This window comes from Candidatus Methylomirabilota bacterium (genome assembly GCA_035315345.1).
Taxonomy (GTDB): Bacteria; Methylomirabilota; Methylomirabilia; order Rokubacteriales; family CSP1-6; genus CAMLFJ01.
This window is the reverse complement of sequence record DATFYA010000122.1, coordinates 1-25,525: the sequence shown is the minus strand read 5'-3', so window position 1 is coordinate 25,525 and position 25,525 is coordinate 1. Positions and strand designations below refer to the sequence as shown.

Annotated in this window: 34 protein-coding genes; 16 read left to right on the top strand and 18 right to left on the bottom strand. The window is 71.1% G+C overall.

Annotated elements, in window-relative coordinates; genetic code table 11:
• Positions 1-629, top strand: a 629-nt coding sequence (locus tag VKN16_17065) for a Gfo/Idh/MocA family oxidoreductase (GenBank protein ID HME95921.1), incomplete at its 5' end; no start/stop codon positions are given.
• 76 nt (positions 630-705) lie between these two features.
• Here the strand turns inward: VKN16_17065 and VKN16_17060 are convergent.
• Together VKN16_17060 and VKN16_17055 are read right to left on the bottom strand one after the other, a co-directional pair.
• The gene (locus VKN16_17060) at positions 706-1,263 is read right to left on the bottom strand and encodes an NAD(P)H-dependent oxidoreductase (protein HME95920.1); all 558 of its coding nucleotides are present in this window, start codon (positions 1,261-1,263) and stop codon (positions 706-708) included.
• Positions 1,264-1,283: 20 nt separating this feature from the next.
• Positions 1,284-2,333, bottom strand: a complete 1,050-nt coding sequence (locus VKN16_17055; GenBank protein HME95919.1) for a zinc-binding dehydrogenase — start codon at positions 2,331-2,333, stop codon at positions 1,284-1,286.
• A 105-nt stretch (positions 2,334-2,438) separates the two neighbouring features.
• Here VKN16_17055 and VKN16_17050 point away from each other — a divergent pair, with 105 nt between their 5' ends.
• Complete coding sequence (locus VKN16_17050) at positions 2,439-3,095, top strand: hypothetical protein (GenBank protein ID HME95918.1); 657 nt, start codon at positions 2,439-2,441, stop codon at positions 3,093-3,095.
• A gap of 13 nt (positions 3,096-3,108) precedes the next feature.
• On the opposite strand, the gene VKN16_17045 is transcribed toward VKN16_17050, so the two are convergent.
• On the bottom strand, positions 3,109-4,161 hold the full coding sequence (locus tag VKN16_17045) for a ketopantoate reductase C-terminal domain-containing protein (GenBank protein ID HME95917.1): 1,053 nt from the start codon (positions 4,159-4,161) through the stop codon (positions 3,109-3,111).
• A gap of 136 nt (positions 4,162-4,297) precedes the next feature.
• On the opposite strand from VKN16_17045, the gene VKN16_17040 reads away from it, so the two are divergent.
• Together VKN16_17040 and VKN16_17035 are read left to right on the top strand one after the other, a co-directional pair.
• Positions 4,298-4,510 (top strand): hypothetical protein, encoded by a 213-nt coding sequence (locus VKN16_17040; protein HME95916.1) that lies wholly within the window; start codon positions 4,298-4,300, stop codon positions 4,508-4,510.
• Positions 4,510-5,928 carry an amidase gene (locus VKN16_17035; protein HME95915.1) on the top strand — a complete coding sequence of 473 codons (1,419 nt, stop codon included), beginning with the start codon at positions 4,510-4,512 and terminating at the stop codon, positions 5,926-5,928. Before VKN16_17040 ends, VKN16_17035 begins: the two co-directional genes overlap by 1 nt.
• Before the next feature lie 9 nt (positions 5,929-5,937).
• Here the strand turns inward: VKN16_17035 and VKN16_17030 are convergent, their stop codons facing one another.
• The 6 genes from VKN16_17030 to VKN16_17005 all read right to left on the bottom strand — a co-directional run bounded on the left by VKN16_17030 (position 5,938) and on the right by VKN16_17005 (position 10,497).
• On the bottom strand, positions 5,938-6,216 hold the full coding sequence (locus VKN16_17030; GenBank protein HME95914.1) for a hypothetical protein: 279 nt from the start codon (positions 6,214-6,216) through the stop codon (positions 5,938-5,940).
• Between the two features lie 188 nt (positions 6,217-6,404).
• The gene (locus tag VKN16_17025; GenBank protein HME95913.1) at positions 6,405-7,238 is read right to left on the bottom strand and encodes a tetratricopeptide repeat protein; all 834 of its coding nucleotides are present in this window, start codon (positions 7,236-7,238) and stop codon (positions 6,405-6,407) included.
• Positions 7,235-8,134, bottom strand: a complete 900-nt coding sequence (locus VKN16_17020; GenBank protein ID HME95912.1) for a Ku protein — start codon at positions 8,132-8,134, stop codon at positions 7,235-7,237. The genes VKN16_17025 and VKN16_17020 overlap by 4 nt, the downstream gene beginning before the upstream one ends.
• Positions 8,135-8,345: 211 nt before the next feature.
• Complete coding sequence (locus VKN16_17015) at positions 8,346-9,047, bottom strand: DUF72 domain-containing protein (GenBank protein HME95911.1); 702 nt, start codon at positions 9,045-9,047, stop codon at positions 8,346-8,348.
• Positions 9,044-9,895: an RNA methyltransferase gene (locus VKN16_17010; protein HME95910.1), complete on the bottom strand. Its 852-nt coding sequence runs from the start codon at positions 9,893-9,895 to the stop codon at positions 9,044-9,046. The genes VKN16_17015 and VKN16_17010 overlap by 4 nt, the downstream gene beginning before the upstream one ends.
• 161 nt (positions 9,896-10,056) lie before the next feature.
• Complete coding sequence (locus tag VKN16_17005; protein ID HME95909.1) at positions 10,057-10,497, bottom strand: hypothetical protein; 441 nt, start codon at positions 10,495-10,497, stop codon at positions 10,057-10,059.
• 191 nt (positions 10,498-10,688) lie between these two features.
• Here VKN16_17005 and VKN16_17000 point away from each other — a divergent pair, with 191 nt between their 5' ends.
• Positions 10,689-10,976, top strand: coding sequence for a putative quinol monooxygenase (locus VKN16_17000; protein HME95908.1), 288 nt, complete (start codon positions 10,689-10,691; stop codon positions 10,974-10,976).
• Between the two features lie 4 nt (positions 10,977-10,980).
• Here the strand turns inward: VKN16_17000 and VKN16_16995 are convergent, their stop codons facing one another.
• The gene (locus VKN16_16995; protein ID HME95907.1) at positions 10,981-11,271 is read right to left on the bottom strand and encodes a stress response translation initiation inhibitor YciH; all 291 of its coding nucleotides are present in this window, start codon (positions 11,269-11,271) and stop codon (positions 10,981-10,983) included.
• A gap of 87 nt (positions 11,272-11,358) precedes the next feature.
• On the opposite strand from VKN16_16995, the gene VKN16_16990 reads away from it, so the two are divergent.
• On the top strand, positions 11,359-12,468 hold the full coding sequence (locus VKN16_16990; protein HME95906.1) for an enolase C-terminal domain-like protein: 1,110 nt from the start codon (positions 11,359-11,361) through the stop codon (positions 12,466-12,468).
• Here VKN16_16990 and VKN16_16985 read toward each other — a convergent pair.
• The 3 genes from VKN16_16985 to VKN16_16975 form a co-directional block, all read right to left on the bottom strand.
• Complete coding sequence (locus VKN16_16985; protein HME95905.1) at positions 12,465-13,286, bottom strand: M28 family peptidase; 822 nt, start codon at positions 13,284-13,286, stop codon at positions 12,465-12,467. The two genes, VKN16_16990 and VKN16_16985, sit on opposite strands and share 4 nt — an antisense overlap.
• Before the next feature lie 107 nt (positions 13,287-13,393).
• Complete coding sequence (locus VKN16_16980; GenBank protein ID HME95904.1) at positions 13,394-14,488, bottom strand: Zn-dependent alcohol dehydrogenase; 1,095 nt, start codon at positions 14,486-14,488, stop codon at positions 13,394-13,396.
• Positions 14,489-14,619: 131 nt separating this feature from the next.
• On the bottom strand, positions 14,620-14,973 hold the full coding sequence (locus tag VKN16_16975) for an OsmC family protein (protein HME95903.1): 354 nt from the start codon (positions 14,971-14,973) through the stop codon (positions 14,620-14,622).
• Positions 14,974-15,070: 97 nt separating this feature from the next.
• Here VKN16_16975 and VKN16_16970 point away from each other — a divergent pair, with 97 nt between their 5' ends.
• From VKN16_16970 to VKN16_16935, 8 genes are all read left to right on the top strand, one after another.
• Entirely contained in the window at positions 15,071-16,051 is a 981-nt protein-coding gene (locus tag VKN16_16970) for a cache domain-containing protein (protein ID HME95902.1), read from the top strand.
• Positions 16,052-16,109: 58 nt separating this feature from the next.
• The gene (locus VKN16_16965) at positions 16,110-16,640 is read left to right on the top strand and encodes an RNA polymerase sigma factor (protein ID HME95901.1); all 531 of its coding nucleotides are present in this window, start codon (positions 16,110-16,112) and stop codon (positions 16,638-16,640) included.
• Entirely contained in the window at positions 16,637-17,602 is a 966-nt protein-coding gene (locus VKN16_16960) for a methylated-DNA--[protein]-cysteine S-methyltransferase (GenBank protein ID HME95900.1), read from the top strand. The genes VKN16_16965 and VKN16_16960 overlap by 4 nt, the downstream gene beginning before the upstream one ends.
• Positions 17,603-17,685: 83 nt before the next feature.
• A complete protein-coding gene (locus tag VKN16_16955) occupies positions 17,686-18,090 on the top strand; it encodes a hypothetical protein (GenBank protein ID HME95899.1) in 405 nt (134 codons plus the stop codon).
• Between the two features lie 13 nt (positions 18,091-18,103).
• On the top strand, positions 18,104-18,319 hold the full coding sequence (locus tag VKN16_16950; protein HME95898.1) for a hypothetical protein: 216 nt from the start codon (positions 18,104-18,106) through the stop codon (positions 18,317-18,319).
• Between the two features lie 40 nt (positions 18,320-18,359).
• A complete protein-coding gene (locus VKN16_16945) occupies positions 18,360-19,232 on the top strand; it encodes a hypothetical protein (protein ID HME95897.1) in 873 nt (290 codons plus the stop codon).
• 35 nt (positions 19,233-19,267) lie between these two features.
• Entirely contained in the window at positions 19,268-19,549 is a 282-nt protein-coding gene (locus VKN16_16940; GenBank protein ID HME95896.1) for a hypothetical protein, read from the top strand.
• A 44-nt stretch (positions 19,550-19,593) separates the two neighbouring features.
• Positions 19,594-20,502, top strand: a complete 909-nt coding sequence (locus VKN16_16935) for a tetratricopeptide repeat protein (protein HME95895.1) — start codon at positions 19,594-19,596, stop codon at positions 20,500-20,502.
• Here the strand turns inward: VKN16_16935 and VKN16_16930 are convergent.
• The gene (locus VKN16_16930; GenBank protein HME95894.1) at positions 20,486-20,911 is read right to left on the bottom strand and encodes a DUF3830 family protein; all 426 of its coding nucleotides are present in this window, start codon (positions 20,909-20,911) and stop codon (positions 20,486-20,488) included. The two genes, VKN16_16935 and VKN16_16930, sit on opposite strands and share 17 nt — an antisense overlap.
• A gap of 40 nt (positions 20,912-20,951) precedes the next feature.
• Positions 20,952-21,419: a RidA family protein gene (locus tag VKN16_16925; GenBank protein ID HME95893.1), complete on the bottom strand. Its 468-nt coding sequence runs from the start codon at positions 21,417-21,419 to the stop codon at positions 20,952-20,954.
• 185 nt (positions 21,420-21,604) lie between these two features.
• On the opposite strand from VKN16_16925, the gene VKN16_16920 reads away from it, so the two are divergent.
• Complete coding sequence (locus tag VKN16_16920) at positions 21,605-22,051, top strand: hypothetical protein (GenBank protein ID HME95892.1); 447 nt, start codon at positions 21,605-21,607, stop codon at positions 22,049-22,051.
• A gap of 5 nt (positions 22,052-22,056) precedes the next feature.
• Positions 22,057-22,719, top strand: coding sequence for a hypothetical protein (locus tag VKN16_16915; protein HME95891.1), 663 nt, complete (start codon positions 22,057-22,059; stop codon positions 22,717-22,719).
• Here VKN16_16915 and VKN16_16910 read toward each other — a convergent pair.
• From VKN16_16910 to VKN16_16900, 3 genes are all read right to left on the bottom strand, one after another.
• The gene (locus VKN16_16910; protein ID HME95890.1) at positions 22,668-23,150 is read right to left on the bottom strand and encodes a hypothetical protein; all 483 of its coding nucleotides are present in this window, start codon (positions 23,148-23,150) and stop codon (positions 22,668-22,670) included. The genes VKN16_16915 and VKN16_16910 overlap by 52 nt on opposite strands.
• On the bottom strand, positions 23,143-24,624 hold the full coding sequence (locus VKN16_16905) for a zinc ribbon domain-containing protein (protein ID HME95889.1): 1,482 nt from the start codon (positions 24,622-24,624) through the stop codon (positions 23,143-23,145). The genes VKN16_16910 and VKN16_16905 overlap by 8 nt, the downstream gene beginning before the upstream one ends.
• Before the next feature lie 24 nt (positions 24,625-24,648).
• The coding region (locus VKN16_16900) for an SPFH domain-containing protein (GenBank protein ID HME95888.1) at positions 24,649-25,525 on the bottom strand (877 nt) is incomplete at its 5' end.

Genomic DNA, 25,525 nt, shown 5'->3' with positions numbered 1-25,525 from the left:
GGGCGGACGAGTCCGCGCCGATCACCTGGCGCATGGATCGCGCGCAGGCCGGTCACGGCGCGATGGGCGACATGGGCGTGCACCTGATCGACATGGTGCGCTGGCATTTCGGCGAATTCGCGCGCGTGTGCGCACACGCGGGGGTCGCCTGGGCGTCGCGGACGGTGCCGGGCGGCGGCCGCGCGGCCGACGCCGAGGACTACTGCACCATGATCGGCGAGCTGGAATCGGGCGGACAGGCGACCCTCACGGTCAGCCGGGCCGCCCGCGGCGCGAACGAGAACTTCCTCGAGGCCTACGGCAGCCAGGGCGGGCTCGTCTACCGCCTCGATCGCGAGAAGCCCAAATGGTACGTGGGCGAGCTGCGCGCCGCCGGCGCGAGCGGCACGCTCCAGCCGGTGCCGGTGAAGGCAGGCCTGCCGCGGTCGGCCGCGCAGGGCGATCTCATGGAAGTCACGGGCAAGACGACGATCGCGCCGCTCGTGAAGCGCATGCTGGGCGCGATCCGCAAGGGCGACGGCGAGAGTCCGACCCCGTCGCTGCAGGACGGCGTGCGCGCGCAGCTCGTGCTCGACGCGGTGTTGAAGTCCCTGCACGAGGGCGGCTGGCAACCCGTCGCCACCGCCTGACGCGCATCCCTCTCCCTGCCGGGGAATGTCGACGCCCGCCTCTCCCCTCCGGGGAGAGGGCAGGGTCAGGGGTGGTCTACCCCTTCCCGAGCCGCTTCGTCCAGGCGACCAGCTCGGCGAGCAGCTTCCGGATCAGCTCGCGCGACGTCTCGTCGGTCAGCTCGCCGCGCTCGTTGAAGCGCTGGCTCGCGTTGGCGATCATCACCTCGGGCTGGTTCACCGGGTACATGTTGAGGAACACGAAGGACTGGCGCAGATGGTACTGCGCGCGGGCGCTGCCGAGCATGCCGATCGAGGCGCCCATCACCGCCACCGGCTTGCCCTGCCAGGCGTTGTCCCCGTAGGGGCGCGAGACCCAGTCGATCGCGTTCTTCAGCACGCCGGGCATCGAGTAGTTGTACTCCGGCGTGGCGAAGAAGATCGCGTCGGCGGCCCGCACCCGGGCCTTCAGCTCGACCACGCGGGCGGGCGGCTGCTTCTCGAGGTCCTGGTTGAAGGAGGGAATGTCCTCCAGCCCGAAGATCTCGAGCGTGGCGCCCGCGGGCACGAGCGCCCGGGCGGCGTCGAGCGCCATCCGATTGAAGGAGCCGCGGCGCAAACTTCCGGGGATGCCGAGGATGCTGACGTCGGGCATGATGTCTCCGTGGCCGTGGGCTAGAAGCTGGTGAAGACGCCCTTGCCGGTGGTCTGGGTGTCGAAGAGCTTGTAGGCCTCGGTGGCCTGATCGAGCCGGAAGCGGTTGGTGAGCAGCCGGCCGAGCGGAATCTTTCGCTCGGCCACGAAGCGCGCGCACTCCCACTGGCCCATGCTGCTGAACGTCCACGAGGCCACCAGGGTGAGCTGGCGGCGGATCAGGTCGCTGCTGATGTCGAAGCTGGTGGCGCCGCCCTCCCCGACGAAGCACATCCGACCCCAGGTGGCGGTGCTCTTCACCGCGGCCACCCGCGGCTCGGGTAGCCCGGTGCAGTCCATGGTCGTCTCCGCGCCCTCGCCCCGGGTCAGCTCGTGGATGGCCTTCACCGGATCGGTCTCGCGCGAGTTGACCACCGCGTCGGCCCCGAGCTCGCGGGCCAGGGCCAGCCGCTCGGCCGCGATGTCGACGGCGATCACGCGCGCGCCCATCGCCGACGCCAGCATGGTCGCGGACAGGCCGACCGGTCCCTGACCGAACACGGCCAGGGTGTCCCGGCCCGAGACGTCGAGGCGCTTGAGCGCGCCGTAGGCGGTCCCGGTGCCGCAGGACACCGCGGCGCCCTCCTCGAAGCTGAGCTCGTCGGGCAGCGGCACGTTGGTGCGCGCCGGCACCTTCATGTAGCGCGCGTGCGCGCCGTCGCCGGTGACCCCGAACACGGTGATGCCGCTCCGGCAGAGCTGCGACCAGCCGACCCGGCAGTGCTTGCAGCGACCGCAGCCGACGTAGTGATGGTTCATCACCCGCTGGCCCACCCGGCCCTCGGCCTCGCTCACCCCGGGGCCGACCGCGGCGATCACCCCGCAGGGCTCGTGTCCGGCGATCACCTGCTTGCCGCTGCCGCCGAGACCGAGCGAGGCCGCCTCGTTGCCAGCCGCGCGATAGAACTTCAGATCGCTGCCGCACATGCCCGAGGCCTTGATCTCGAGCACCACCTCGCCGGGGCCGGGGGTCGGATCGGGGAATTCGCGGAGCTCGAGCTGCCGATTGCCGGTGAAGACCACGCCGCGCATGCGCTACCTCCCGCGTTTCGTTGTCGGGGGAACCCCGGGTAGTGTAAAAGATGAGGGAGCTGTCGGCCAGAAGCTCTCACATCTCGTCATCCTGGGAGGCGCTCGATGTCCCGGCTCGTGCTGACGCTCGCGCTGACCGCGACGATCGCCGCGGCCGCGTGCGCGCCGAGTCCGGATTCGCGTCCGCGGGCCGCCGGTGGGCCGCGCGTGATCTTCGAGGACGCGCTGAAATCACCGATCAACTGGCCGGCAGCCCAGGGCACGATCTGCCGGTCGTCCTACTCCGACGGCGGCTACGTCGTCGAGAACATCGGCGCCTCCGCTCCGTGCCTGCTCGCCCCCGCGCGGGCCACGTCGTTCCCGGCGAGCGTGCGCATCGAGGTCTCGGCCCGGCAGCGCAAGGGCACGCGGGAGGGCGCGTTCGGGCTGATGTTCGCCAGCCGCGGTGCCGCCGCGGATCGCACCTTCGCCACTCTCGGGCTCACCGCCAACGGGACGTATCGGGTGGCGAGCTGGAACGGCAAGTGGGTCTACCCGGTGCCGCCGACCGCGACCCGCAGCGTCAAGACGGACTACGGCGCGCTCAACACGCTGGCGGTGGAGCTGCGGGACCGGTCGATCGTCGCCTACGTCAACGGCCGGCCGGTGGCGACCGCGGAGCTGGGCGCCGAGGCCGCGGGTGCGCTCGGGCTCTACGTGGACCAGCGGGGCATGGAGGTGGTGTTCAGCCACCTCCGCGTGGTCGAGCTGGCCCCGCTGTAGTGAGGAGCGCCCGTCAGGCGCCGGCTCGGGTGAGCGCTTCCTCGATGTGCCCGGGCGACGGCTTGCGGCTGCCCGCGTCGATCTCGCGCACGATGCCCACCACCGCCTGCGACACCGGCGTGGGGATTCCCGTCTCGCGGCCCTTGTCGACGACCAGCCCGTTCATGAAGTCGATCTCGGTTCGCCGTCCCTTGATCACGTCCTGGGCCATCGACGCCCGCCAGTTGCGTCCGGCGCCCGCCTTCGGGGTGAGCATCGTATCCAGCTCGTTGTAGACATCGGGCCGTCCCGCCTGGGCCCACTGCTCGGCCTCGCGGCCGTTGAACTTCGGGATGCGGTACCCGAGCTTGAGCCCGACCGCGGCGGACTCCTGCGCGATGCGGATGGTGATCTCGCGGCCGCGCGGCTGGCCCGCGATCTCCACGCTGCCGAGGCCGGTCATGGCCTGGACCGGATTGCCCATGCAGTTGGCGCAGAGCTTGGACCAGCGCTCGCCCCAGAGGTTGTCGGTGGGCCGCGCCCCGTCCACCACGCTCATGATCTCGGCCAGCTCGGTGACGCGCGAAGTGATGCGGCCGTCGTGCTCGCCCGCCCGGAAGACGTCGTGGCCGGCGCCCTGTCCCTTCTCCATGCCGCGCTCCACCTGGCCCGCCTTCCAGAGCGCCACCCCGATCTTCGACATGATCAGGCCCACCGACCGCTCCGGGCCGGCGATCGAGGCCACGATCGGGTCGTTCCAGCAGTTCTGCGCGGAGACCACGTAGCCCGCGGGCGTGAGATGGGGCAGGGCCATCCAGGTCGCCCACGCGGTGTCGTAGGCTTTCATCGCGATGAACGCGATGTCGAAGTCGGCGCCGAGCCGCTGCAGCTCGTGGACGTGCAGGGCGACCGGCTTGGCCTCGAAGGGATCGTGCGGCCCGGTGACCGCGATGCCGCGGCTGCGGAGCGTGTCCACCTGCTCCGGCCAGGGATCCACGATCGTCACCTCGTGACCGGCCCGCGCGAGGAACGCGCCCAGGTAGCTGCCGATTGCTCCGCCGCCGATGAACAGCATGCGCTTGGCCATCACGATGTCCTCCCGGCGGGATCTTATCGCCGCCTCCCGCCGTTGCCAAGCCGGGCCCATGGGGCAGGATGCGGTCCGGCGATCACCGGCAGCGCGCGATGCGCTCGATCCGCGCCTCCGCTAGAATGCCGGCGTCATGAGCGACGACGAGCCGATGGCCGCCGAGGTGGAGACCATGCTGGCGCTGGTGCGCGCGCGCTACGGCGACCGGCTCGACGCTTCGCAGCTGGCTGCCGTCCGCACCTCGATCGAGGCGATCGTGCAGGCCTCCCGCGCTCTCCGCGCGGTGCGCCTCACCAACGCCGACGAGCCGGCTCAGCCCTTCGCGGCCTATCGCGCGGAGCCGTGATGGCCCCGCGGGTTGCGGGCTCGGAGGACGTGGTCTTCCAGCCGGTGCGCGCCCTCGCCGAGGGCGTCCGCACGCGCCGGATCTCGCCGGTGAAGCTGGCGGAGACCTTCCTCGATCGCCTGGAGCGGCTGGGCCCGCGCTACAACGCGGTGGTGACCATCACGCGCGATCGCGCGCTCGAGCAGGCGCGGCGGGCCGAGGCGGAGATCTCGGCGGGACGCTATCGCGGCCCGCTCCACGGTATCCCCTATGGAGCCAAGGATCTGCTCGCCACCTCGGGCGGCATCCCGACGACGTGGGGGGCGGCCCCGTTCAAGGATCGCGTGTTCGACTTCGACGCCACCGCGATCCTGCGCCTCGAAGCCGCCGGCGCGGTGCTCTGCGCCAAGCTCGCGATGGTGGAGCTGGCCGGCGGGATGGGCTACCGCCAGCCGAACGCGGCCTTCACCGGGCCCGGCGTGAATCCCTGGAACCGCGACGCGTGGAGCGGCGGCTCGTCGAGCGGCTCGGGCTCGGCCGTCGCGGCTGGTCTGGTGCCGTTCGCGATCGGCTCGGAAACCTGGGGATCGATCCTCTCGCCCGCCGGTCACTGCGGCATCGCCGGCCTGCGACCGACCTATGGCCGGGTCAGCCGCCACGGGGCGATGGCGCTCTGCTGGACGCTCGACAAGCTGGGGCCGCTGGCCTTGACCGCCGACGACTGCGGCCTGGTGCTCGAGGCCATCGCCGGCCGCGACCCCGTCGATCCGACCACGGTGGATCGGTCGTATCGCTATCCGGGCGCCGGCCCGGCGGGCCGGCGGTTCCGGTTCGGCGTGCTCCGTGGCGTCACCGACGGCTGCGAGCCCGAGGTGCGGGACAATTTTGCGCGCTCGCTCGAGGTGCTGAAGGCACTCGGCACGGTGGACGAGGTCGCGCTGCCCGATCTGCCGTACGACGACATCACGCGGACGATCCTCTTCGCGGAGGCGGCGAGCGCGTTCGAGGATCTCATCGAGAGCGGCGGCATCGCCGCCCTGACCGCCCCCGAGGATCGCTACACCGCGTACGCCCGCGACGCGATCCTGGCCAAGGACTATCTCAAGGCGCTGCGGCTACGTGAGGTGATGATGCGCGAGGCGGATCGCGTGCTCGCCCCGCTCGACGCGCTGGTGGCGCCCGGGCGCGCCACCGTCGCGGCGATGCTGGGCGCCGAGGTGCGCAGCGCGATTCGCGGCACCGCCCGCGACGTGATGGGCGCGGTGGGCAACGGGGCGGGGCTCCCCGGGCTGACGGTGCCCAACGGCTTCGGCGCGCGCGGGCTGCCGACCGGCCTGCAGTTCATGGGACGCGCGTGGGAGGAGAACACCGTCATCGCCGCGGCCTGCGCGTACCAGTCCGTCACGGACTGGCACACGCAGCACCCCGACGTGGCCTAGTCGGGCCGGCTAGCGGGTCCGGGGAGCGCTGCCGTTGCGTTCCGTGGCTTCGCTGCGAAGCTTCTGGTAGCTTTCCCGCGCGGCCTTGATCGCGGCCGGATCGCCGGATCGATAGGCGGCCCGCAGCCGCTCGCGCGAGGCATCGAGCTCCTTCTTCTTGCTGCCCTCCGCCTTGTCGGTGCGCACCTGCCCGGCGTCCGGCCGGACGCCCTTGGGATCCTGGGCGGGCGCGGGAAGGACGGCGAAGCCGGCGATCATCAGGCAGACGGCGCCGACGATCCAGCCCATCCGTGTGCTCATCGGGTCACCTCTTGTCGAATGAAAGAAGTAGTACGAGGTCGCTACGGAGGCGGGTATGTGCAACCAGGCTGCCAGGGCTCTAACCCGCTGAATTCGCGGGTCCGAAACGTACCCTCCGGCCGCCCCATCTGACGGCGGCCGTCACCCCGGCCGCGAGATCGCGGCAGGCGGAAGCGCTATGCCGAGCGGCGGCCGTACAGCCGGCGCGCCGCGCGGAGATGCGTCATGGCGCCGGCCCGGCGGCCGAGCGAGTCGAGGAGCAATCCGAGGTTGTAGTGCGCGTCGGCGAAGTCGGGGTCGGCGGCGAGCGCCTGCTGGTAGGAGGCCACCGCGTCCTGCGTCCGGCCGATCTCCTCGAGCAGCCCCGCCAGATTGAAGTGGCCGATCGGATCGCGCGGTGCGTGCGCGAGGGCGGCGCGGTAGTGGGTCTCGGCGCGATCGGTCAGGCCGGCGTGATGGAAGAGCCGCCCGAGATTGACGTGCGCGTCGGCGAGCGCAGGATCGAGGGCGATCGCCTGCTCGTAGGCGTGGCGCGCCTCCTCGGGCGAGCCGGCTTCCAGCTCGCAGCCGAGATCGAACCACTCCTCCGCGCTCCGCGTGGCGGGTCGGGACGCCGGGGCGGAGTCGGCCATGCGGGCGGGCGCGAGTGGGCTCACCGCGGCCGCCTCGAAGTTGAACAGGAACTGGCCGGAGTCGGGCTGCCAGCGCACGCGGCCATCCCAGACGACGGCCCGGCGTCCGTCCGCGTAGATCGTCACGCTGGAGAGCGCCTGGTCGCCGGGCAGCTGCCGACGCAGCGACGCGAGCGTGCGGCGAATTCGGCGCGCGGGCACGCGGGCAGCGAGCAGACCGCGCGTGGTCTTCAGCAGGAGGAGATCGTGAAAGGTCCAGCGAAGGCGGCCGTCGCGGCCCCGGCCGGGTGAGAGCTGAGCGGCGCGGGCGGTGGAGCGGATCTGCGAGCTCGACAGACCGAGGATCTTCGCCACCTCGTCGGTGGAGAAGACGGTCATTTCCGTCCGGCTTGGGCCTTCCTGTCCTTGTCCTCGCCGGCTCCGCGCTTGGAGGCCTTGACCGGCGGCTTCTTGGCCGCGGCGACCGCGGTCTTGGCCGCCGGCGTTTCCGACGCGCCGCCGGCGCGCTTGGCGAGGCTCTGCTTCAGCGCGTCCATGAGGTCGATGACCTGGGCGCGTTGGGTCTCCGGGGCCGGGGTGGTGATCTCCTGGCCGGCCACCTTTGCGCTCACCAGCTCGAGGACGCGATTGCGATAGTCGTCCTGGTACTGCTCCGGCTTGAACTCGTCGTGCGATAGCTCGTCGATGAGCCGCGTGGCCAGCTGCAGCTCCCCGTCGCGCAGCTTCACCGACTTGCCCTTCTCGATCTCGCCGAAGTCGCGCACCTCGTCGGCGAAGTACATCGTGTGCAGCATCAGGCCGTCCTGGGCGGGACGGATGAGCACGAGGCTCTCCTTGCCGCGCATCACGAAGGTGGCCAGGGCGACCCGATCGCTCTTGGCCATCGCGTCGGCGAGGAGCCGATACGGCTTTTCACCGCCCTTGTCGGGCCCCAGGTAGTAGGTCTTCTCGAAGTAGATCGGGTCCACCGAGGGCAGCGGCACGAACTCCGCGATGTCGATGACCTTGGACGACTCGCCCTCCAGCGACTTCAGCTCCTCGTCCCCGAAGCGCACGTACTGATCCTTCTGGAACTCGTAGCCCTTGACCAGCCCTCCGCGCTCCACGACCTCGTTGCACACCGGGCAGAACATCTGCTGGCGGACGCGATTGCCGCACTTGGCGTGCAACAGGTTGAAGCTCACGCCTCCGGAGGAGGCGGCGGTGTACAGCCTGACCGGGATCGAGACCAGGCCGAAGGAGATCGTGCCCGAGCCGAGGGAATGTGGCGCCATGGGACTTTGCACAGTACCACCGGGGCGGCGATGCGCCAAATCTCCCATGGCCACCGCACCGGATAGGGGTGACTCGGCCGCGCAGGGGCAAGGGATTGTGCCCGCGCGATCGCCCCGCATCGAGTCCAACCCGGCGTTCCTCTCTCCCCTCAGGAGAGAGGGGAAGGTGAGGGGCGGGAGGGTGGGGATGGGGCGCCGAGAGGCGCGACGGCTACGGATTCAGGATCGCGTTCAGCCGGCGGGCGAACTCGGGGCCGGTCCCAGCCTCCTCGTGCTTGAAGTACACGAACACGTCCCGCCAGCCCGCGCCGAGTCGCGTGATCGTCCGGGCCCACTCCTCGAGATCCGCCGCGGTGTAGCCCTGATCGCGCAGCCGGAGGTAGCCCCAGTCCGCGGTGGCCTGCAGCGGCGTGGTCTCCTCCTCGGTATCGGCGAGGCAGAGGGCCGCGTTCGCCGTGCGCAGGCGCTCGTACACGTCCTCGGCGAGCCAGCTTTCGTGGCGGAACTCGAGCGCGCAGCGGAGGCCCGCGGGCAGCCGCGTCAGCAGGCCGTCCAGACGCGCCAGGTCCTTCTTGAAGTTGGGCGGAAGCTGGAAGAGCACGGTGCCGAGCTTCGGCCCGAGCGCGGCGGCGGTGTCGAGGAAGTAGCGTAGCGAATCGTCGATGTCGCGCAGCCGCGCGAAGTGGGTGATCCGCTGCGGGGCCTTGAGGGTGAACGAGAAGTGCGCGGGCGTCTCGGCATCCCACCCCGCGATGGTCTTGGCGTTCGGCATCCGGTAGAAGGTGTTGTTGATCTCCACGGTGGAGAAGCGCTCGGCGTAGTAGGGCAGCATCTTCCCGGTCGGGAACTTCTCGGGATAGAAGCTGCCGCGCCACTCGGGATAGCTGTAGCCCGACGTGCCGATGCGGATCATGACGGATCGCCGTCCATCATACTGCCCGCGTCGGCCGGTCGGGCCAGGTCGGTCAGTCGATGCAGGGCAATCGCGCAGGCGGTGGCCACGTTCAACGAGTCCACGCCGGGCGCCATCGCGATGCGCACTCGAAGGTCTGCGGCCCGGTGCGTCGCTTCGCTCAGGCCGGCGCCCTCCGCGCCCAGCAGCACGGCCAGCCGACGCGGAGCCGGACCGTGGGCCACGACCGCGTCGAGGATTTGAGCGCCGGCATGAGGTGTCAGCGCCATCAGCGTGTAGCCGGCCGCGCGGAGCGCGACGAGGCCGTCGCGCCAGTCCGTCGTGGCGAACGCAATCGCGAGCGTGGCGCCCATCGAGACCCGAAGGGCTTTCCGGTACAGCGGATCGGCACAGCGTGACGAGAGCACGAGGCCGGCCGCCCCGAACGCGGCCGCGTTCCGGAAGACGGCGCCCACGTTGTCGGGGTCCGTGACGTCTTCCAGGCCGAGCACGAGGCGGGAGCCGGCCGGCTCGACGACGGCGGCGGCCGGGATCGGCGGTCCTTCCTCGCCGAGCGCGAGGCAGCCGCGATGGAACGTGAAGCCCACCACCGCCCGGATGATCTCGGCGGAAGCCTCGTATCGCTGGACGGATGGCCGCTTGCCGATCGCGTCCCCGAGGTCGTCCAGCACGCCTCGGGTAGCCAGGATCGAGCGCACCGTGAAGCGGCTCTCGAGCAGCCGCCGAACGACGAGCCGCCCCTCCGCCAGGAACAGCCCGGCCCGGCGCACGCGGCCGTCGCGCGCCTCACGATAGGACGCGATGCGCGGGTCGGCGGGATCGATGATCGAGTCGATGGACGACGACACGATGTCTCCTTCGATGCACGAGCGGAGACGATCCTACGCTACTTTCGGGCGGTGGCGGGTCGGTCGGGCGGACGGGGAGGACTCGTCCTCCCGGCGGGGGAGGCGCACGTCCCGGTCAGCGAGGGGCCGGGGCGGGCCTTCGGTGAGGTGGTGCGGGCCGGCTAGCTGGGGTCGGTTGCGACCGGATTCGTCGCCGCGACGTGATGGTAGGCGGCGATACTGGCGGCCCACTCGGGCAGCGTGCCGTCGGTCGGCCGCGGCAGATCGAAACGGATGCGGCTCAACGCGAACTGCGGCAGCGCGACGTGCTCCATGCACCGAAGGCAGTAGAAATCGAACTCCAGCTGGGCGCGGCGGCCCTGGAACTCGAGCGGTGTCTTGCATACCGCGTGGTAGAGCTCGCCGTCCGGGTTCGCGTAGACCGTGGCGAGCGGCGACTTGGCGATCTCGGCGGCAAGCACCGAGTCGGGGTGGCGACGGCTGATGCCCGTGCTACCCTTCGGCCGGCCCCGCTTCCGACGGATCTCGGGCGGGTGCGGGTCGGTGATGTGCTGCCTGGCGGCGGCTTCCCGGGGTCCGTGGATGCGATCTTGAGTTCTCATGACCGGCCGTAGCAGCAAGAGGCGTTCCACAGCTGACACTCTCGGCAACTGGCTGATTGATTGAGGTTGTTTGGGTCTTGGAAGTGCCCGTCGGGGCCCGAGACGCTACAAAATTTGGCTCTGGATGGCCGGAGGTTGTCAGGTACTGAAACCGCGGTGGCCGGAGACCGGCCGACCGCAGGAGGTGGTCAATGCTCGGTGTCGTCGCGACGATCAAGGTCAAGCCGGGGATGGAGAAGGAGTTCGAGGCCGTGGCGAAGGAGCTGGTCGCCAAGGTGAACGCCAACGAGCCGGGCTGCCGCCTCTACGCGCTGCATCGTGGCGAAGCGCCCCAGACGTACGTATTCATGGAGCGTTACACCGACCAGTCCGCGGTCGACGCCCATCGGGCGACTGACTACTTCAAGGCGCTGGGGCGAAAGATGGGCGAGTTCATGGATGGTCGCGCCGAGGTCGTGCGCCTGAAGGAAGTCGAGTAGCGTTCTAGCCGCCCGCGATCTTGACGCGGTAGCCGAGGGCGCGGAAGCGCTCGGCCAGGCGATCGCGGTGATCGCCCTGGATCTCGATCACGCCGTCTCGCAGCGTGCCCCCGGCCCCGCACATCCGTTTCAGCTCGGCGAGGCGGGCCTCGAGCGCCGGCCCGCACTCGGGCAGTCCGTGGATCACGGTGACGGTCTTGCCGTTGCGCCCTCCGCGATCGCGGAAGAGGCGGACCACGCCGTCGCGCGGAATCGCGGGTCGGGCCCCGGACAGCTTCGACGGCGGCGGCGTCACGCGGTCAATCTAGCAGAATCGGATCGCGGGAATCGTTGTACGCTCGGGGCAGTTTGCGAGGCCCGCGGCGCGGGCGGGAGGCACTTCGTGAAGATCACCGACATGACGCTCACCCTGTTCGCCTGGGACAACATCCCGGCCACCACCTACGGACGGCACACCGGCCGCTTCGGCGGGCAGAGCCAGCTCGGGCTCCTCACTCTGCGCACCGACGAGGGCGCGGAGGGCCACGCGTTCCTGGGCTCGGCGAGCCGCGGCGCGCAGTACGACGCCCAGTCGCTGATGAGCTCGCTCAAGCCACTGGTGATGGACCAGGATCCGCTCGAGCGTGAGCGCCTCTACCAGGCGCTCCTCACGCGGAGTCGTCAGACGACGTGGCGCGCCATCGGCGCCGTCGACGTGGCCCTGTGGGACCTCGGCGGCAAGCTGGCCGGGCTGCCCATCCATCGGCTGCTCGGCTCCTATCGCGAGCGCCTGCCCGCCTACGCGAGCTCGGCGGTGCTGTCGTCCAAGCAGGCCTACGCGGAGGAGGCGGCGCGGTTCAAGGCCGAGGGGTGGACCGCCTACAAGATCCATCCGCCCACCGATCCGCGCGTCGACATCGAGATCTGCGAGGCGGTGCGGAGCATGGTGGGCGACGGCTTCACTCTGATGCTCGATTCCACCTGGGCCTACGACTATCCGGCCGCGATCCGGGTGGGCCGCGCGATCGAGCGCCTCGGCTACTACTGGTACGAGGATCCGCTGGCCGACGACGATCTCTACAACTACGTCAAGCTCAAGCAGCACCTGTCGATCCCGATCCTCGCCACCGAGTACGCCCCCGGCGGCTTCACCGCGTACGCGCCCTGGATCGTGGCCCGCGCCACCGACTTCCTGCGGGGCGATGTCGCGGTCAAGGGTGGCATCACGCCGCTGGTCAAGACGGCGCATCTGGCCGAGGGCTTCCACATGAACTTCGAGATCCACCACGGCGGCAACTCGCTCAACAACGTGGCCAATCTCCACGTGGCCATGGCCATCCGCAACTGCGAGTTCTTCGAGGTGCTGCTCCCCGCGGAGTCGCAGAAGTACGGGCTGGTCGCCGACATCGAGGTGGACTCGCACGGCATGGTGCGCGCGCCCACCGCGCCCGGCCTGGGCGCCCAGATCGACTTCGCCCTGATCGAGCGGAACAAGGTCGCGACGCTCAGCTAGACGGTCGGGATCCGATCGAGTCCGGCGACCACCGCGGTGAGCGCGGCGGCGGCCCGGTGCAGCGCGACCGGCTCGAGCGTCTCGAGCGCGTCGTCGCTGGTGTGGTAGGTGTCGAAGGGCGGGGGCCGGCGGATCAGGCTCCGCACGCTGGACCGGAGCGGGCTCAGCACGAAGCGCCGGAGAGCGGCCGCGTGAGCCGCCGGCACCATCGTGAACCCGTAGGCCGGGATCGCCGCGGCCGCGAAGGCCCGGTGGTCGCTGCCGAACATCGGGATCCGTCCCACCACGTGATAGCCGGCCTCACGGGCCAGCCCGATGGATTCGAGCGCCCCGGTCACCCCGCCGAGGAGCGGCGTCGGCTCGACCGCGTCCCATACGGCCACCGTGTCGCCGATGCCGCACAGCTCGAGGCTCAGCACGCCCGCGACGTCGGCGAGCGCGGTGTCCTCCACGTAGGCGCGCGCGCCCAGGTAGTCCAGCTCCTCGGCCGCGGTGAAGAGCAGACGCACGCGCCAGCCGCGCGCAATGCGCGAGGGCAGGCGGGGAATCAGGTGGAGCAGGATGCCGACCGCGGCCGCGTTGTCGTTGGCGCCCGGACTGCCCGGGATCGCGTCGTGGTGCGCGCACAGCACGAGCACGCGCGGGCCCTCGCCCAGCTCGACCGCGTAGTTGTCGCCGCGGCCCTGGGGCCGGGTGAAGCGGTGCCGCGCGAACGCGATGCCGCGGTACTGCAGGTAGCGCGGCAACGCGGCCTCGCGCGCCGGGTTGTCCCGCCCGCAGAGGAGACGGGCGAGCGCGGCGGGCGAATCGTCGCCCACCAGGACCGCCTCGAGCGGGGCGGGCGGCGCGATCGGGCCGCGGGGGCGGGGGTTGAGCCACCGCCCCAGCGACCGCGCGAGCAGCCGCTGCAGCAGAGCGCGCGCGCTCAGTTGAACACGACCACGCCGCGGGCCACCTGGCCGGTGCGCAGCGCGGTGAACCCCTCGTTGATGTCCTCGAGCTTGTAGGTGCGGCTGATCAGCTCGTCGATCTTGAGGCGACCGTCGAGGTAGAGATCCACCAGCTTCGGGAAGTCGGTGTTGGGCCGCACCGAGCCGTACATCGTGCCCTTGATGACCTTCTCCTGCAGCGCCATGTTGTACGGGGTGATCGGCGCGCGCACGTTGAGCGCGGCCATGCCGACGATCACCGCGGTGCCGCCCGGGCGGATGGCGTCCACGATCTGCAGCGTGGTGGCCTCACCCCCGATGGCGTCGAAGGCGTAGTCGACCCCGCGTCCCTGGGTCAGCTCGCGCGCCCGATCCACCACGTTCTCGCTCTTGGCGTTGATGGTGTGCGTGGCCCCGAAGTCCTTGGCGTAGGTGAGCTTGCTGTCGAGCAGGTCGGCGGCCAGGATGACGGAGGCGCCGGCCAGCCGCGCGCCTTGCACGACGTTCAGCCCCACGCCGCCGCAGCCGATGACCAGCACGGACGCGCCCGCCTCGACCTCCGCGCAGCGGGTGACCGCGCCCACGCCGGTGGGCACGCAGCAGCCCATGAGGGCGGCCTGCGGCCACGGCATCTCCTTGCGGATCGGCACGAGCATCTCGGCCGGGCACACCACCTGCTCGGAGAAGGTGCCGATGCGGGCCATCTGATGGATGTCCTGCCCGTTCCGCTTCAGCCGATACGTGCCGTCGAGCATGCCCCAGCGCGGCGAGGTGTGGCCGTCGCACAGGATGGACCGGCCCATCGAGCAGTAGAGACAGCGCCCGCAGTGCGGCCGGAACGAGAAGATGATGTGGTCGCCCGGCTTCACGTTGGTCACGCCCGGCCCCACCTCGTCGACGATGCCGGCCGCCTCGTGACCCAGCACCATCGGCAGCGGCGGCGTCCAGTCCCCGTTCATGATGTGCCAGTCGCTGTGACAGATGCCGGCCGCCTTGACCTTGACGCGGGCCTCGCCGGCCTTCGGGCCTTCCTGCGTGAGCTCCACGACCTCGAGCGGCTGATTGGCGTTGTAGAGCACGGCGGCTTTCACGGTTGTCTCCTTCCTCCCCCTCTCCCCTCGGCGGAGAGGGCAGGGTGAGGGGCCGGGTTCATGAGTCACGCAGGGGTAGAGGTGACCTCGACCTTGACCTCGGTCGCGACCGCGACCGTGCGGTAGAGCGGTCACCGGTCCTGCCACGTTTCCACCAGCGAGCGGGCGGTGGCCTGGTCGACTCCGCGCAGCGCGAACTTCACGTGGATCGCCTGGAACCGATTGGGCGTCGCGTTGCTGCGAATCCCCTCGATCACCACCTCCATGCTCGCAAGCGGGACGCCGGTGTCGTGGGCGTGCTTCTCGATGAGGGTGACGCCGCACGAGGAGATGCCGGCCAGGAACGCCTCGCCGTTGGTGATCGCCTCGTTCGGTCCGGACGGCGAATCCAGCACGAAGTGCTGGTGGCGGGCGCTGTTGAGCGAGCGGCCGAGCACCCCGCTCGAGCCGGATCGCACCGTGTCGATCTTGACGCCGTCGGTCATGAGGACGCCCTTCGAGGCTCCGGGCGTTGCGCGGCCGATGATGCGGCGGGGCCGGGGCCCTGTCAAGCGGGGTATCATCACGGGCCATGGGGGGCCGATGGGCAGGATTCGCTGGCCGCAGGTGATCTTCCTCGGCTCGACGTGGGCGGTCGTGTCCTTCCTGGCGCTGATGGTGGTGGGCCTGGCGTGGACCACGCGGCTGAAGCCGCAGGCGCTGGCGGACGCGCGCGCGCAGCGGCAGGAGACGGTGCGGGTGCTCGCCCGCCTGGCCGACGCCCAGGTGCGCGACCGGCTCGATGCGCTGGAGCCGCTCGCCGCCCACCTCGCGCAGAGCTGGGCGTCGCACGAGCCCCGGGCGCTGCAGCGCGAGATGGACACCATGCGCGCCACGCTGCAGATGCCCACGCTGTTCGTGGTCACCCCCGACGGGCGGCCGCTCGCGTTCAGCCCGCTGGTCGGCCCCGACGGAGCCTCCAACCTCGACCTGCGCTACGCGGATCGCCCGCTCCTGCAGGAGGCGATTCGCACCCAGCGGCCCGCCATCTCCGGCATCATCTACGGGCGCGCCAGCCGCGACTTCATCGTGGGGGCGGCGGTGCCCGTCCGGATCGATCGGCAGATCGTCGCCTACCTGCTCGGCAGCATTCGCCTGCAGGCGTCGATCGAGGCCATCGAGCAGGCGGCGGCCGGACCCGGCGGCTGGCTGGTGATGATCGACGGCGAGAAGCGCGCGATCTACCTCGATTCGAAGACCCGCCAGATCACCCAGGCCGATTGGACCGGGCATCCGGTGGTGCGGGCGCTGTCGCGACGGAACACCGCCGGCATCGTGGAGATGGACGGTGGCGACTGGCTCGCGACCCAGGCGGTCATGCCCACGCTTCGGGTCAATCTGGTGCTGCTCGGGTCGGTGAACGCCATCCTGGAATCCCAGCGCGCGGTGCTGCTGACCCTGGGCGCCACGCTGCTGGTCTCCCTCGCGATGAGCCTGGCCGTCGCCACCGTCGTGGCGATGCGGTTCGTGCGCGAGCAGCGAGAAGAGGAGGCCGGCAAGGGGCACGTGCCGGTGCGCACCTAGGCCCATGGCCGGGCTGCTTTCACAATCGGGCGGGTCCGGGGTCTCAGGGGGCAGGGTGATGGCAGAGGATGCCTTCGAGGCGGTGGTGGGGGCCCATCACGCGGAGATACGGCGCTACCTGCTGCGGATCACGGCGCGCCCTAACGACGCCGACGATCTCTCGCAGGAGACCTTCCTTCGCGCGTTCAGGGCGTACCGCGCCCTGCCCGGCGGCGCCAATGTCCGGGCGTGGCTCTTCGCGATCGCGACGAACCTCGGACGCAATCACTTCCGCGCGCAGTCGCGTCGGCGAAAGGCCTACGCGGCCGCCGCGCTGGAGATGCCGCTGCGGTCGCTCGGCGCGAATCCGGACGGCGAAGCGGTGGCCCACGAGGCGCAGACCCGGATCGAGCACGTGATCCGCGGCCTTCCCCAGAAACAGCGGCTGGCGTTCATCATGAGAAAGATGCACGAGCTCGAATACGCGGAGATCGGAACGAGCCTCCGGTGCTCGGAGGAGAGCGCCCGCGCCCACGTCTTCCAGGCCCTCCGGAAGATCCGCAGAGGGCTCGACGGTCATCTCCCGGGCGGAACGGAGTCCCAGTCATGAGCAAGCGGGCGGTGTCCTGCCGCGAGATCGAGCCGCATCTGCTGGCGGTGGCCTCGGGGGAAGCCGACGCCGGCGCGGTCGAGCGCGTGCAGGATCACCTCGCGGGCTGCGCCTCCTGCCGTCGCGAGCTGGGCCACTACCGGACCGTCGAGCGCGTGCTGCACTCGTTCCGGGGGACCCCCATGGCCGGGGACGATCCGACGCTGGCCCGCGCGCAGCTCGGCGCGAGCCTGGCCGATCTGCGCTCGCGGATGCTGAGCTTCGGGATCTTCTCGTCGTCGCTCGGCCCGATCCTGATCGGCCGCTCGGAGCACGGCGTGGCCCTGGTGCGGTACTTGCCGGCCGGCGGATCGCTGTCCGCGAGCGTGCGCCGCCTGCTCGGGGAGGACGCGATCGAGGACCGCAGCGCCACCGAAGGTCTGTGGGCCGAGCTCGCGGAGTACCTCGAGGGCCGGCGGGCGCGGCTCGAGTGGCCGCTCGATCTTCGGCGGATGCGCAGCGACTTCCAGCGGCGGGTGCTGGAAGCGACCGCCGCCTTGCCCTACGGTGGGGTGACCTCCTACGCGGGGATCGCGGCGCGCATCGGGATGCCGTCGGCGGCGCGGCCGGTGGCGCAGGCGCTCCGCGGAAATCCGCTGCCCATCGTGATCCCCTGCCACCGGGTCATCGGCAGCACCGGCGCGCTGATCGGATACGCGGGCAAGCGCGTCGAGCTGAAGCAGCGGCTGCTCGCGGTGGAGGGCATCCGGACGGTGGCGCGACACGACGATTTTCTCGTCCGTCGCGAGGCGATGTACACGCTGATGAACGGCGAGCGCGAGTACTGCGTGCCGACGTGCGGCTCGCTGTCGTCGCAGCCCCTGTCCGCGCTCACCCTGTTCGGCACGCGCGAGCGGGCCGAGGCCGCCGGGTTCATCCCCTGCACGACCTGTCGGCCCGATCTGCATCCGCTTCCCGCCTGACCCGTTCCACGCCGGCCCGCGGTTTCACGCCGCGGCGGCCCTGGTGTCTCACTCGGTGAACGACGGAGCCCGAGGAGGACACGATGAGCATGGACACGGAGATCGCGATCATGATTGCGTTGATTCCCTTCCTGGCGGTGTGGGGGTTGCTCGCTCTGTCGAGCCGCGTGGCGCGCGCTCGCAGCGTGCGGGTCGCGCGGCAGATCGCTCTGACCGAGGCGATCCACCGCGAGCTCGGGGCGGTGGCCGCGCCGGAGGTGCAGCGCGGCTGGACCGGCGGCTGGACGGTGTCGGTTCGCCTGCCCCTGCAGCGCGAGGGTCTGGTGGGCGCCATCGGCCGGATCACCCACGATCTGTTTCGCCGGCTGGACCGGCAGGAGACTCCGCGCGTGCGTCTCGTCCTGATCCCGGAGGAGGTCCGACCCCTGCGGCGGCCCGCGACGCTCGGATCGAGCCGGGCGAGCGATCGGCTCACTCGCGCCGCCTGACCGGAGCATCGCGATGGACCTCAACGAGTACGTGGTGGAGATGATCGCGGCCCAGCGGCTCGCCGAGCTGCGCGAGCGCGGCGCCCGGCTCGCCTTGCTGGCCACGGAGCGCCGGGCGCGGCGGTCGCTGTCGCGCCGGGTCGGCCGGGCCCTGATCCGGGTCGGGCACTGGCTGGCCGAGAGTCCGTCGGGCCGCACCCGGAATGCCGGAGTGCGGCTCGCCCGCTGAGGTAGTATGCTTTCCCGCGGGGCTGGGGAGGCCCGCGGCCATGGCGGCGATGACCTACGATCGGCGGGAGCAGGATCTCGGCAACATCATTCTGCTGGAGCACGTCAACGTCCGCGTGCCGGACCAGCAGGCGGCCACGCTGTTCTACATCGCCGGGCTCGGGCTCACGCGCGATCCCTACCTCATGGTCAGCGTGGACAACATGTGGGCCAACGCGGGACAGACCCAGTTCCACCTGCCCACCGCCAAGCCGCAGGTGCTGCAAGGACACGTCGAGCTGGTGGTTCCCGATCTCGACGCGCTCACGCGGCGTCTGTCGTCGGTGCGCGAGGCGCTGGCCGGCACGCAGTTCGCCTTCGAGATGCGCGACAAGCACGTCGCGGTGACGTGCCCGTGGGGCAACCAGTTCCGCTGCGTCGGCCCCGGCCCGGAGTGGGGTGAGATGACGCTCGGCATCGGGCGCGTGGAAGTGCCGGTCGCCCGCGGCGCCGCCGCCGGGATCGTGCGCTTCTATCAGAAGGCGTTCCACGCCGCCGCGACGTTGGGCCAGGACAACGGCTCTGCGGCCGCCCACGTGAGCATGGGCCTCCACCAGGAGGTGGTGTTCCGCGAGACCGACGGGGCGATCGCTCCCTACGACGGCCATCACATCGCGGTGTACATTGCAGACTTCTCGGGCCCGCACGAGTGGCTGAAAGAGCGGGGGCTCGTCACCGAGGAGAGCAATCCGTACCAGTACCGGTTCCAGGTGATCACGGATCCGGACAGTGGCCGGCCGCTCTCCGAGCTGGAGCACGAGGTCCGCTGCGCGACCCATCCCATGTACATGCGCCCGCTGATCAACCGCAACGCAGCCCAGCGGCAGGCGACCTACGTGCGGGGCCGCGACGCCTTCGTTCCCGGCCTGCTCTAGCGCCGACCCGACTCGCGGCGAAGGAGGACGACCGTATGCTCGCGGATCGTTACGTCAAGGCCGTGCTCACCGTCATCGCGGTGAGCCTGGTGGCGATCGCCGCCAATCTCTGGGCCTCCCGGCTGCACCCGTCGGTCGCGGTGGCCGAGACCCCGGCCAAGTACGAGGTCGGAGTTCCGCGCGCCTGGGGCAAGCTCGTCGGCTTCTCCAACAATAACCTCCTGCTCGAATCCAGCGACGGCATCCTGCGCATCGTCGACGTGGAAGGCCGCGAGCCCGAGTACCCCAAGATCAAGGTGCAGGTGCGCTGGCGCTAGGCCGACCGCTCACGCTCCTCTCCCTGGCCGCGCTCCCTCTCGCGGTGGGCGCGACCTTCGCGTGGGCCGGTTTCGACGACGGCCGGCGTGCCTACGATCGCGGCGACTACGACGCCGCCTACCTCGACTGGCTCCCGCTCGCCGAGCGCGGGGAGCCCGCCGCGCAGTTCATGGTGGGCTTGATGCTCGAGCGTGGGCAGGGGCGTCCCGCCGATCCGTTCGCCGCGATCGACTGGTACCGCCGCGCGGCCGAGCAGGGCGACGTTCACGCCGAGTTCCGTCTGGGATTTCTCTACGCCTTCGGCCGCGGGGTGGAGCGTGACGACGCGCAGGCGGCCGAGTGGTACGCCCGCGCCGCCGAGGGCGGCAATCAGGCGGCGCGGGCCGCGCTCGACCAGCTTCGAGCGGAGGGCCGGCTCGCCGAACCCACCGGCTCCCGCGAGGCGCGGCAGCTGCGCGGCGCCGCGCAGCGCGGGTCGGCGCAGGCCCAGTACGAGCTGGGCCTGCGCTACGCCAGCGGGGAAGGCGTGCCGCGGGACCCGGTCGAGGCGACCCGCTGGTATCGCAGCGCCGCCGAGCAGGGCGTGCCTCCGGCCCAGTACCAGCTCGCCCTGCGTCTCGCGAACGGAGACGGCGTGCCGCAGGACTTCCAGGAGGCCGCGAAGTGGTATCGGCGCGCGGCCGACCAGGGCGTCCCCTTCGCGCAGTTCAACCTTGGCGTGCGCTATGCCAACGGTCAGGGCGTCGAGCGCGATCCGGTGCTCGCCTATCAGTGGTTCAGCCTCGCCGCGCGCGGGCTGCTCGGCAAGGAGGCCGACGCCGCGCGCCAGGCGCGCGACGCCATCAAGGGCGCGCTGACGCCGGAGCAGCTCGCGCGCGGCGAGGCGATGGTGCAGGCCTGGCAGCCGCGGACCGAGGCCGCGGGCGCCGGGGCGGCTACGCCTCGAAGATGATGGACTGGGCCCCTTCCCAGCAGAGGAGCCGTCCGAGCTCGGTGAGCCGCGCGCGGCCGTCGACGATCGTGAGGAAGTGATTGCCGGCCAGCGGACCCTTCACGCTCGCGAAGCGCGTGGCCCCGTACGGAAAGAGGATCTCGGTCTCGCTGATTCCCGCGGGATGGAACAGCAGGGCGCCGGGCGCGGGCTCGCTGGTGGTGTTCTCGGGGCCCACCCCGAGGTCGAAGTCACCCAGCGGGATCCAGCCCGCCTCGCCGCTCCAGCGGGCCTGGATGATCCGCTGCCGGTAGGGCAGCAGGCGGCGAAAGGCGGCGCACGTGCGCGGGGCCGCGCCCTCTTCCCAGCTCGCGGTGAACGCGAGCGGACCGACCTGGATGCGGATGGATGGGGTCGGATCCAGGATCATGGATGCCCGGATGTCCGCGCTCGCGCGCCGGACCGAGACTTCAGCGACGCCGCGACTTTCGCGCCGGCGCACGCGCCGGCTGCCGGCGCCGGGCGGCGGGACGCGGGCGCTCGGGCAGCACCGCCACCGCCTCGACCTCGATGAGCAGTTCCGGGCGCACGAACTGGGAGATCTCGATCAAGGTGCTGGCGGGCCGGCTCGCCCCGAAGTACTCCTTGCGCACCGTGTTCACCTTCTCGCGGTCCCCGACGTTCTTCAGGTACACCGTTACCTTGCACACGTCGGCGAACGTCGCGCCGGCGGCGGCCAGGCAGCGCTTGATGTTCTCGTGCGCCTGGCGCGTCTGGGCGACGATGTCGCTGCCTCCCACGGTGCGGCCCTTGTCGTCGCTCGCCACGCAGCCGGAGACGAAGACGAGGCGTCCGGCACGCACGACGTGGACGAAGTGGCTGATGGGCTCGGGCATGCCCGGCACCCAGATCTCTTCCCGGTGAGCGGCGGTGGCCATCGTCGCATCCTCCCTTGTGGTGGCTGGCATTGACCGGCTGGTGTTGCCCGGCGATTATTCTCCCGCGCGTCCGGGCGGTCAAGACGCGTCCATCCGGGCGGGGGACGTGACACCTGCCGTCAGCCGGGTGGCGACCGTACGCTTCCCAGGGATAACGTTTCCTCGACGATGTGGAGGTTCTGACCATGGTCCGACTCTTGCTGACTTTCCCGGTCATGCTCAAGCGACTTGCGGCCGCCGGTATCCTCTCGCTGCTCCTGCTGGTCCTGATGGCCACCGCTGCCCACTCCCAGGCGCTCGATCCGGCGGCGGCCAGTGCCCTCGCCGCGACCCTCCGGATGCTGGCCGATCCGGCCCAGCGCGGCCAGATCATCGCCACCGACCCCGCGGCGGCCGCGATCGACAAGCAGGTGCAGGGCGTCGCCGGCTCGGCCCTCGCGCAGGAGGTCTACGGGCTCGCCGCCGATGTCTTCGCGGACCTGGCCCGCAACTCGGGCGGGGATCCCAAGCGCATGGTCGACGCCCTCGAGCAGGCCAAGTCCGATCCGGCCGGCTTCGCGGCGATGCTGCGGCCCGAGACGCTCCAGAAGCTGCGCGAGCTGTCCACCAAGATCTCGGACACCCAGCGCTGAGCCCCGTGGACCCGGTCGATCTGCTGAAGGGGCGCATGGCGGAGGCCCTGGTCGAGGGTATCTTCAAGCGCGCGCAGTACACGGTGGCCCGGGTGGGCCACGAGACGCAGATGCCGTCGCTGATCCGATCGGGCCGCCGGGACTTCGTGCCGGACTTCGTGGTGTGGCGGCCGCTCGACGAGCCGAGCCTCGGCCACCATTCCTACCGCCTGCTCGCGGTCGAGGTGAAGTACCGCGCCGACCTGGCGGGCTACCTGCGTCGAGACTCGGTCTCCCGCTCCCCGGAGGTCGCGCAGCAGTGGCCCGAGCTGTACGAGATCATCGTCACCGACCGGCCCGAGCCGGGCCGCTCGTGCTTCCAGACCATCCACGTCTCCACGCTGCCGCAGGGCATGCCGCCGGTCACGCTCGACCTGCACATGGTCCCCGGCCTCGACGTGTACCGGCGAACGGTGGAGGAGTACGAGGGGCTGGTGCGCGAGATCTTCCCGATTCTGGGATCGCGGAGCGGCTCGCCGGTGGGTGACGGTCCGGACCGGTCACGCAAGCCGCAGGCCCGGATGTCCGGCCGCCGCGACGGTCACGACGCGCGTCGGCCGGCCGGCGATCCGCGCGGCTATCGCCCGTCGGTCCCGCCCCAGGCGCATCGGCCGGGGGCCAGCGAGTAGCGCAGCCCCGACGTCTCCGCGACACTTCCCGGCCGCCAGCCGGCCAGGAGCGAGTAGCCCATCCGGAAGTAGTGGTCGGTGGAGTCGATCCCCGCGTTCCGGCCGTTCACCAGGTAGCGCGCCCGACAGGTCATCCCGCCGAGCAGGCTGGGCCCGCAGGACAGCGCGGTCACGCGCACCACGGTCCGCGCGGTCAGCACACTGCGATCGGTCGCCTTCAGCACACGCGCCATTCGGCGCACGTGCCGGTCGCGGATGTGGGTCTCGATGGCTTCCCGGGCTCCGTCGAGGCTGGCGCAGGATCGCGCGAACCGTATCGCGTGGAAGCCAACCAGCGACAGCACGGCGGCGAGGAGCACGAGCAGGATGACGCGGGCGTTAATCGTGCGCGCGGTGCCGCGCGCGAGCAGGGCGGTCGGGGACTTAGTCAAGCAGCGCCTCCTGGAGCGCCAGCCCGGAGTACGGATCGATCAGGGACTGACCCTCTCGCTTGAATGGAATCCAGACGAGACGGGCGCCGGAGAAGGCCGGCTCGTCGTCGGCCGCCGCCTTCACCGCGTCGGGGGTGAGCCGGCGCCCCGCGGCCGCGAACCGAGCGAGGAGGGCCGCGTCCTCGGCGTCGTAGAAACAGCCGCGAGCGCTCGGACGTTCGCCGGTCGCCGCCTGATACACCGGCGGCTTTGCCGTGAAGCGAGTCGCCAGATCGTGGAGGATCTTGAGCCGCCGGCACCGGAACGCCGGCACCCAGGCGCTCTCCGATCCGGCGGAGGCCTCGAGCCGCCAGAACGGCAGATGCTCGGCGGCGGCCGACGCGGTGTCGGTCCCGACCTGGGCGATCTCGTAGGGCATCTCCACGAGGTCGACGCCGCGGATCTGCCACGCCCGGCCGCAGGACGGGCAGAAGAAGATGACGTCGTCGGCGTCCAGAGGGAGCGCCCAGCCGCAGTTCGGACACACCAGCGGCCGAAGCCCCACCGTCCGGAGCTCGCCGCCTGGCTGCGGGATCAGCGCGTCGCGCAGGGCGATCGGCGCGCGCGACTGGACGATGCTCTCGGCGACCGCGTCCACCACCGTGAGCCAGCGCTCGGCGCCCTCGCTCAGCTCGAGCACCCAGAACGGGAAGTAGATGATGGAGAGAATGCGCCCCAGCACCTGCCGGTAGACGACGTGCTCGAAGCCACGCGCGGCCAGCCCGTGCCGAAGGGCGGCGGCCTCGTCGGTCTGGATTCTCACCATCGTGCCGAGCGAGGCGAGCCGCGCGCGCTCGAACAGGGAAACACGCAGCGCCTGGGTGCGCACCCCGAGGGAAGCGACGCCGAGACCCGCGAGGCTCGCGGCCGGGAAGCTCGTCTCCACGTAGCGGTCGAGGAGCTGCACCGTCGAGTCCGCGACGGAGGTTCGCAGGGCCCGCCCCGTGGTGAGCAAGTGGGGCTCGATCGGGCGCGTCGGCGTCCGGGGCTCGCCGAGCGCGTCGCGCACGACGTCGCCGGCGCGCGGCCCCAGCAAGGCGTCGGCGCCCCAGCTCAGGATGGCCCCGAGGTCGAGGTCGATCTCGGGACGGTCGGCCGTGTCGCCGCCGCCGAACCGCATCGGGGGGACCTCACGCTCGGGCGCCGGCCGCGGGGGAGCGTCCTGCCACTGGAAGTCGTGACCGGTCAGCCGGTAGAAGGGCACGAAGAACAGCTCGCGGCTGGCCACCCGCGCCTGTACCCGGCCGGTGCGCGCCGCCGCGCCGGCGACGTCGGCTCGGATCTTGGGCGAGACCCAGTAGGTGAGCACCTGCTTGCGGCCGGTCACGAGCAGGGTCGAGCCGCAGCTCGGGCACCGGATGGCGTTGGCCCCTTCAGAGAAATCGAGCGGGCCGCTGCAGGTGGGACACTCGGTGGAGACGACGACCTGACTCATGGTCTCCGCCGGGCGGCCCGCGGTTCAGCTACCGGGCACCGCCTGGCCGCACGCGGAGCAGAAGCGGGCGCCGCCGGTCAGCTCCGCATGGCAGCGCGCGCACCGCGCGGTGGCGGCGAGCCGTCGGCCGCAGCGCGGGCAGAACTGGCTGTCCGCCGCGACCGCAGACTGGCAGCCTGGGCACGTGACGATCGGGGCGGCCGCGGGCGCCGTGGCGGGGGCGCCGAGCGTCCGGGCGAGCATGCCGGGCATCATCATGCCGAGTCCCGCCCCCACGCCGACTCCGACGCCGGCGGCGGCCCCGTTACCCCCGCCGCCGTGGCCCTGCGCGGCGTCGCCCATGGCCTTCGCCGCCTTGAACTGCATGAAGCGGTCGAGATCGCCGACCGCGCCCATGCTGGAGCGCTCGTCGATCATGCGCTCGACGTCTTCGGGCGGGGTGATGCGGTTGACGTAGAAGTCGACCATCTCGGTGCCGTACTTGCGGAATTCCTCGGCGAGCCGCGTCTTCATCGCCACCGCCATCTCGTCGTACTGCTTCGGCAGGTCGAGCAGGCTCTCCACCGTCTCGCCGAGGAAGTCGTTGAGTCGGGCCACGATGACCTCTCGGAGATAGTCCTCGATCTGGTCGGTGGTGTAGGAGCCCTGCGTTCCCACCAGGCTGTTGACGAAGAGCAGCGGCTGGGTCACCCGCATCGTGAAGCTGCCGAAGGCGCGCAAACGGATGAGGCCGAGCTGCTGGTCCTTGAAGACCACCGGGTCGCGCGTGCCCCAGCGCATGTTGGTGAACACCTTCAGGTTGACGAAGTAGACCTCGGCCCGGAACGGGCTCGTGAAGCCCCATGGCAGCGAGAGCAGACGCGTCAGGATCGGGAGGTTCTGGGTGGAGAGCGTGTGACGG